Source organism: uncultured Succinivibrio sp., assembly GCF_902756765.1.
Lineage (GTDB): Bacteria > Pseudomonadota > Gammaproteobacteria > Enterobacterales > Succinivibrionaceae > Succinivibrio.
On the sequence record NZ_CACVSS010000092.1, the window covers coordinates 1 to 6,877 of the forward strand.

Consider the following 6,877-nt stretch of genomic DNA (forward strand, 5'->3'; position numbering starts at 1 on the left):
AAAAGCTTTCTTGGCATGGATTACTCCATGAAAGATTTGTATGTGGATAGCGAAGGTAATAAAGGGGAGTATGAACGCTTCTATAGAAAATCGGAGCAAAAGCTTAAGAAAGAACAGAGAAAACTGTCTCTGATGAAGAAAGGCTCCAAAAACAGAGCCAAACAAAGAATTAAAGTAGCAAAAGTCCATGAAAAAATTGCTAATCGCAGAAAAGATTTCATGCAGAAAAAATCACGACAGATAGCCAATGTCTATGATTGTGTATGTATTGAAAATCTTGATATGAATGGTATGTCGCAAAGTCTGAATTTTGGAAAATCAGTTCATGATAATGCTTTTGGCAGTTTCATAGAAATGCTTTCCTATAAACTTAAAAGACAAGGAAAATATCTTGTAGAGGTGGATAAATTTTATCCAAGCTCTCAGCTTTGCTCTGTCTGTGGATATCAGAATAAGGAAACCAAGGATTTATCCTTACGAGAATGGATTTGTCCTCATTGTGGAACCAGACATGACAGAGATATCAATGCAGCAGTAAATCTTCTAAAAGAAGGCAAAAGACTTTTGCTAAATCAAATAAAACAAGAACCAAGGGGCACTCGGGGATAGCCTGTTGTGAGGTAAAAGCTCACTGCTTTGGTCGTTGGATCAATCGAACAGGAAGCCCCTACCTCTATAGGAAGGGGAGTAAGTCACAAGGCTATTTTTAGCCAATCTGCCACCTCTGAATTTATGATATGTTCTTATAATCACATAATCAGTTTAAATTAGTTCTGAGATTGGAAAAGAGTAAATAATGACCAGATTAATAATGGTCTGATACATAAGTGTTTTTATTGTCTAATGCGAAGAGAATCGCATTTAAATGCGATTCTTTCCTGTTTTAATTTTATTTATTTTCATTTTTTTTACCTTTTAAAAGATTTTGGGTGATAGTGATCAATTCTTTTGTAATTTTGCCGGATAAAAGCCAAATTCTGTACACATTTCAAGGTTGAAATTAAATTGACCACCTAAACTTTTTAATACACTCTGTAAAGTAACCGGGAAAAGATATTTTTATGGTGAGGTGTATGGAAAAGAAGGCTTTATCAATGTCAGCTCTGGAGAGAGGAGAACTCTTCATGAGAGCAGCTCAGTACAAGAGAGCTAAAGCAATGCTGATGAAGGTTGGACCTAAGAATCCTGACTACAAAAGTGCCCAATATGATTTATTCATTATTCATGCTAGCGGATGCTTAAATGAAGTCATGATTGATGAAGCTATTCTTAATCTTAGAGAAACTGCCAAGTTCGGTATGGATGAAGCCGCAAAAACTCTGGCTGTAATCAAGTGTTTTGAAAAAGGACTCGGAAATATTGATTCGCTGAAAAATCTAGTTGTCTGCCGCTATAATCAGCCTAGTGTTGCTGACTGGACAGAATCTCCTGCCGTTGAGTTCTTTTCTGCAGTTCTTGCCTGCAAATATTTCTTTTCTCTGTGTGGGCGTCAGGGGGATTTTTATGATGTAATCAGTATTGGATCAATGATGCTGAAATACTATTTCTCTCATCAGGATGAGGTTCCAGAGTTTAGAAAGGTTGTTAGATACATAAATGATAACTACACAGATGCTCTGCCTGATAATTTAAGCTGGTATTCAGTTTGTGTTGAGCTCAACGACCTGTACTGTTCAGTAAAAAAGACCAAGTCAAACGGTATTCAGGCCTATAATCTGATTTCCGCAGTTTTAGAATATATTCATACTGAATTCACCAATCAGATTAATCTCATCAATTCTCAGATCAATGAATATAACAGTAAAAATTCTCAGATTTCCTTTAGCGATTACGTCTTTGAATATGAATCTGTTCCACAATAGTGAATGTTTTTTACTGTTTTGAAAAAATGCTTCAAAATGTGGTCTGTCTTTTTGAAAAATGGACACCTGCAAGGTAAAATATAAATAAAAACGCAGGAGTCTTTACGTGGCAACCGAAAACGTACAGCAAAAGAAAATCAAATCAGTTGTAATTATCTCAAAGGTATACAAAAGACCTCTATCTTCTGCGATTAAGGAAATCGCACAGAAGTTCTCCTCATATGGTGTAAAAGTCTATATTGATGCCAATACTCAGGTTGGTTTTAATCTTCCTGATCTTGAATGCATTTCAAGACGAGACATGCGTGATGTTGATTTGATTATTGTTGTCGGTGGTGATGGCTCGGTATTAGGTGTTGCCAGAACTCTTGTTGATCTGAAAGTTCCTGTTTTGGGTGTAAACAGAGGGCATTTGGGGTTACTTACAGATGTTAGTCCATCTAACCTTGACGAAAACATCAAGAAGATTGTAAATGGTGAATATACTCTTGAAGAGAGAACCATGATTGATGTTATCGTCTCTCGCCACTCCGAGGATGGCGTTGGGGAGATGGTCGGTCATTCTCTTGCAACCAATGAGACTGTAATTCACTCTGGTACTATTGCCCACATGATGGTTTTAAAGGTTTCCATTGGTGATAAATACATGTACACCATTAGAGGGGATGGTATTATTATCAATACTCCAACTGGTTCAACCGCTTATTCTCTTTCTGCCGGTGGTTCCATTATAGAGCCCCATCTTGATCTGCTGTCACTGGTTCCAATGTTCCCTCATTCTCTAAACTGCTCTCCAATCATTATTCCTGGTAAAAGCGAGATCAAAATTGAATTTGAATGCCCAGATGATCTTCCTGAACTGATTGCAATCAACTGCGACGGTCAGGTTACCATGAGAGCTGATACCAAGTGTACAGTAACAATCCGTCAGCATCAGATCCCTCTGACTCTTATGCACCCTCACGGCTATGATTACTACAGCCTTTTAAGAAAGAAACTGGGATGGGGCAAGAGCCTGGTATAACTGGATTTTTTTTATGCTAGAACAGCTAATAGTTAAAGATTTTGCTTTAAGCGCAAAAAACACTCTGGATTTCAACTCTGGCATGACCTGTATTACAGGTGAAACTGGTGCCGGTAAATCTCTGACTGTGGACGCTCTATCTCTTCTGCTAGGAGCAAGAGCTGATGCCAATATGGTAAGAACAGGTGCTCAGAAGGCAGAACTTAATGCGGTTTTTTCCATAGATAGAAATGAACTGGCAAAGAAATTTTTAAAGGAGCATGAGCTCACATCTGAAGACAGTTCTCTGATGCTTCGCCGAGTAATCGGATCAGATGGAAAATCCAAAGCCTATATCAACGATACTCCATGTACTCTAGCCTGGCTTAAGGAAATTGGAGCAATGCTTGTGGCCATTCATGGTCAGCATGCAAGTATCAAACTTATCGATAAGAGTAATCAGCTGAAGCTTGTGGATGAATTCGGTTCGTTAACAGCAAAGGTTAAGTCTGTTGATGAGGCTTTTAACGCTTATAACGTCAGCCGCAGAAAACTGCAGGATCTGGCCGATGAGCAGCAGCAGGGAGCTGCAAATTACAAGAATCTTAAATACGAACTTGATGCGCTAAACAAGCTGGATTTAAAAGAGGGGGACTATGAGCAGATAAGTCAGGATTACGACTCACTGCAACATCAGTCCCAGGCTCAGGATGCTGTATCACTGGCACTTGGTGTACTGGAAAACGAAGAGCATAACATTATTGATATTATTTCTGCCCGTATCTCTGATTTGAGCCGTGTCAGCGTCTATGCAAAAGACAGTATCGAACCTATAATTGACGATCTCTCAAAGGCAGCAGAACATCTTGATCTGGCAAGAGATGCCTTAAACGATCTTACTTTAAAGGCTAATCCTGAACTGGTTGAGGAGCTTTCCGAGAAACTCTCCAAATGTCATGAGTTTGCAAGGCGTTTTGAGGTCCAGCCTAAGGAGCTGTACAAAGTAAAGGAGCGCCTTGAAAAAGATCTTGAGCATTTTCTTTCCTTAAAAGAGCAGATTGCGGAACTTACCGGAAATGTAAAAAAACTCAGAGATGACTACGAGGAAAAATGCCGAGAGCTCTCTGAATTAAGACAGGCTGCGGCTTTGAGAATGTCAAAAGAGGTTTCCTCAAAGATAAAAGATTTAGCCATGAAGGATGGTGTTTTCATTGTGAATGTTGTTCGCGATGAAGACTGTCGTCCAAGAGCAGGGGGCAGAGATGATGTAGAATTCCTGTTTTCTGCAAACCTGGGGGAGACTCCAAAGGAGCTTGGTGCAGTAGCATCAGGTGGAGAGCTCTCCCGTCTGGCTCTGGCGATTGAGGTTTTAACCTCTTCTGCAAATTCTACTCCTACACTTATATTTGATGAGGTGGATACTGGTATTTCCGGTAGAACTGCTTCGAGTGTAGGTTCTCTTCTGAGACAGCTTGGACAGAGTGTCCAGGTTATAACTGTTACACATCTTCCTCAGGTGGCTGCAAGTGCAAATCAACAGTTTGTAGTCAACAAGGTGCAGGAGGATGCTAATGTCATTTCCAAGGTATGTAAGCTTGATACTGATGGTCGTATTGAGGAAATCTCAAGAATGATGGGAGGTAATGTTGTTACAGATGCTACCCGTCAGTCAGCCCTGGCGTTATTGAAACAGAGCGGTAACTAATATGTCAGAGAAAACCACTCTTACCTTAAAGAATAAAGAAAAAGTAACTATACGCTGGGCAGAGATTAAGGATGCCAGAACTATTGTCAGGTTAGAGCTAGAATCAGCTCTTTATGAGAATAGAGCCGAGCCGATTACTATTTCTGAAGCCGAATTTACCAAATACTGGGAAGAGCGTTTGAGTGGCGATAACTATAAAACTCTGCTAGTTTGTGGTGCAAACAGGCTCTATGGTTTTTTAACTTTCGTTAACGAAATAAAATTAGGACAGGTACTCGCACTTTATATTGATCCTGCATATATGAGACTGGGTATAGGCTCAAACCTTATGAGAATAGCTGAACAGATGGTTATACTTAAGGGCGGAAAAAGTATAGAAGTGGAGGTTGAAACTCAAAACAAAGGTGGACTTGTTTTTTACGAGAATCTCGGCTTGAAGAGAGTCGGCTATGTAAATGACCACCTGATAAAAATGGTAAAGGAGCTATAAGCATGCTAAAAATTTGTATTGTTGGTCTGGGCGGACGTATGGGCCACGCTTTATGGGAATGCTGTCGTGGTTTAGCTGATGCCAAAGTAGTATGCGGTATCGATAAGAACAGAGATTCTCTTCCAAACGGCTGCAACGTTGAAGTTGTGCCTAAGGTAAATGAGCTGACTGTAGTTCCTGATCTGATTATTGATTTCTCAAGACCAGAGTGTTCAATGTCTGTTTTAGCTTACGCTAAAGAACACAACTGCGCAGTTGTACTTGGTACTACCGGTTTTGATTATGACCAGCGTGACAAGATTAAGGATTACTCAAAGGTAATACCTATTGTTATGTCAGCAAACTTCTCAGTAGGTGTGAATATTCTGTTAAATCTGGTACAGAAGACAGCTGCGGTTATGGCTGATGCCGATATCGAAATTGTTGAGGCTCACCACCGTTATAAGGTTGATGCTCCATCAGGTACTGCTCTTGCTATTGGTGAGGCTGCAGCTGCGGGACGAAATGTAAACCTGAAGGATGTGATGGTTTCAGGTCGTGATGGTATTACCGGTGAGCGTATCTATGGTTCAATCGGTTTCTCTTCAATCCGTGGTGGTGACATTGTCGGTGAGCATACCGCTATGTTCTGTTCAGAAGGTGAGCGCGTTGAATTAGGTCATGTTGCTACCTCAAGACAGACCTTTGCTCGCGGTGCTCTTCGTGCTGCATTATGGCTAAGTGGTAAAAAGCCTGGTCTGTACTGCATGAACGAAGTTTTAGGTCTGGATAAGAACTAATAATCAAATTTCAAAGCTCCATTTTTAAGTGGAGCTTTTTCATGCCACTTTCTTTTTTCTGTTATTAAGGATTTCTTCAGTGTCTAAATCTCTATTGGTAATCGGTGGCAGTTCCGAAATTGCTCACTCTTTCATTAAGATGGCAGCCCTTAAGGACTACAGCATAACTATTACGTGCAGAAATGAAGAAACTCTTAGCAACACCTGCTCAAATTTCTATAAGGAAACAGGTCGTATCATCAATGGAGCTGTTCTTGATTTAACCGATCTTGAAAAAGTATCAACCTTCTTTGATGACAGGGAAATTCCTGATGTGCTGTTTATAGCCGCTGGTACACTTGGAGATGTTAAGGTCTGTCAGTATGAGCTTAAGAATCAGCTGGAGATTATTAACGTAAATTACACTGCAATCGCTACGCTTCTGGCCTCTGTAACCGATAAATATAAGGCTAAAGGTGATGGGCATATTGTGGTGATAAGCTCTGTAGCTGGAGATAGGGGATATTATTCCAACTATGTATATTGCAGTGCAAAAGCTGCTATAAGCACCTATCTTTCTGGGCTTAGAGCTATGTTATATCCTCACGGTGTGAATGTGCTGGATATAAAATGCGGATTGGTTGAGACTAAACTTAATGCTCACAGGAAAAAGCCTAAGCTGATTACTGCATCTCCTGATTACGTCGGTATGCAGATCTTTGCTTCAATGCAGAAGCGTCATACTGTTGTCTATACGCCACTTATCTGGTACTTCATCATGGGATTCGTGAAGATGATCCCTGAGTGTATATTTAAGAGAATTAAACTTTAGACGTTTCATTTGAATTAGTCGTTGAGATCTGTGTTTTTCAAATAATTCTCCAATTTAAACTTCGTTTTAAGTTTTAGCTACGTCTTTTTTTATAGAGATTAACCTGTGTTAAAATTTAAACAGAAGACAAAGAGGCGTTTATGAAGAAAGATGTTTTGCTATATACCGGTGGAGAGGACTTTGCTGAAATTATCAATGGAGGAGGTTACTACGTTGATAAAACTGCT

Annotated in this window: 7 protein-coding genes; all 7 read left to right on the forward strand. The window is 39.8% G+C overall.

Annotated features, from left to right (window positions below; genetic code table 11):
* The coding region (locus QZU45_RS10235; protein ID WP_295355004.1) for an RNA-guided endonuclease TnpB family protein at nt 1-609 on the forward strand (609 nt) is incomplete at its 5' end.
* Nucleotides 610-1,073: 464 nt separating this feature from the next.
* Nucleotides 1,074-1,862: a hypothetical protein gene (locus tag QZU45_RS10240; RefSeq protein WP_295355007.1), complete on the forward strand. Its 789-nt coding sequence runs from the start codon at nt 1,074-1,076 to the stop codon at nt 1,860-1,862.
* A 106-nt stretch (nt 1,863-1,968) separates the two neighbouring features.
* Nucleotides 1,969-2,886: an NAD(+)/NADH kinase gene (locus QZU45_RS10245; protein ID WP_074839523.1), complete on the forward strand. Its 918-nt coding sequence runs from the start codon at nt 1,969-1,971 to the stop codon at nt 2,884-2,886.
* Between the two features lie 13 nt (nt 2,887-2,899).
* Nucleotides 2,900-4,570 carry a DNA repair protein RecN gene (gene recN, locus QZU45_RS10250; protein ID WP_295355010.1) on the forward strand — a complete coding sequence of 557 codons (1,671 nt, stop codon included), beginning with the start codon at nt 2,900-2,902 and terminating at the stop codon, nt 4,568-4,570.
* Between the two features lies 1 nt (nt 4,571).
* Nucleotides 4,572-5,060, forward strand: coding sequence for a GNAT family N-acetyltransferase (locus tag QZU45_RS10255; RefSeq protein ID WP_295355013.1), 489 nt, complete (start codon nt 4,572-4,574; stop codon nt 5,058-5,060).
* 2 nt (nt 5,061-5,062) lie between these two features.
* A complete protein-coding gene (gene dapB / locus QZU45_RS10260) occupies nt 5,063-5,839 on the forward strand; it encodes a 4-hydroxy-tetrahydrodipicolinate reductase (protein ID WP_074839531.1) in 777 nt (258 codons plus the stop codon).
* Between the two features lie 79 nt (nt 5,840-5,918).
* On the forward strand, nt 5,919-6,650 hold the full coding sequence (locus QZU45_RS10265) for an SDR family NAD(P)-dependent oxidoreductase (RefSeq protein ID WP_295355016.1): 732 nt from the start codon (nt 5,919-5,921) through the stop codon (nt 6,648-6,650).
* Nucleotides 6,651-6,877: the final 227 nt, after the last annotated feature.